Source organism: Mycobacterium sp. E3247 (genome assembly GCF_001667785.1).
Lineage (GTDB): Bacteria > Actinomycetota > Actinomycetes > Mycobacteriales > Mycobacteriaceae > Mycobacterium.
The window spans coordinates 1-580 of sequence record NZ_LZJG01000508.1; the positions used below are offsets into that span (position 1 = coordinate 1).

The window sequence follows — 580 nt, forward strand, 5'->3', positions numbered from 1 at the left end:
TCGGCGGGGGTGGTCATCCGGCCGGCGAGCTCGCGGGCGCGGGAGACGTAGTCGGGGGAGAGGATCTGGCGCAGGTCGGCCACCAGCGACTCGCGCGTGGTTTGGGAAAACGGGCGGGCGACACCGACTTTCAGCCGATCCACCTGGCCCGCCCAGATCTTCTGATCGCTCATGCTCCAAAGGCTCAAGGTGGGTACTCCGGCGCGCAGGCCCGCGGCAGTGGTGCCCGCGCCGCTGTGGTGCACCACCGCCCGGCAAGCGGGAAAGACCGCCCCGTAGTTGACCACCCCTACCACCTTGACGTGGTCGGAATGGGCGACCCCACTGAAATCGGTTTTGCCCGAGCACACCAACGCCCGCTCGCCCAACTCGGCGCAGGCCTCGCCGATCATGGTGATGGTGTCGGCTGGCGAATCGACCGTTGTACTGCCGAACCCGAAGCAGATCGGCGGCGTGCCCTTGGCAATCCACGACAACACCTCGTCGTCGGCGTCGGTGGTCAGCTCCATGGTCAGCGACCCCACGAACGGGCGTTGAGCGCCCCACTTCGCCCATTCGGCGGCCAGGCCGGGGAAACAGA

General features: G+C 67.9%; 1 protein-coding gene. It reads right to left on the bottom strand.

The window, feature by feature from the left end; all coding sequences use genetic code 11:
• A partial coding sequence (locus A9X04_RS31160; protein ID WP_369829018.1) for a glycosyltransferase occupies positions 1–580 on the bottom strand: 580 nt, incomplete at both ends.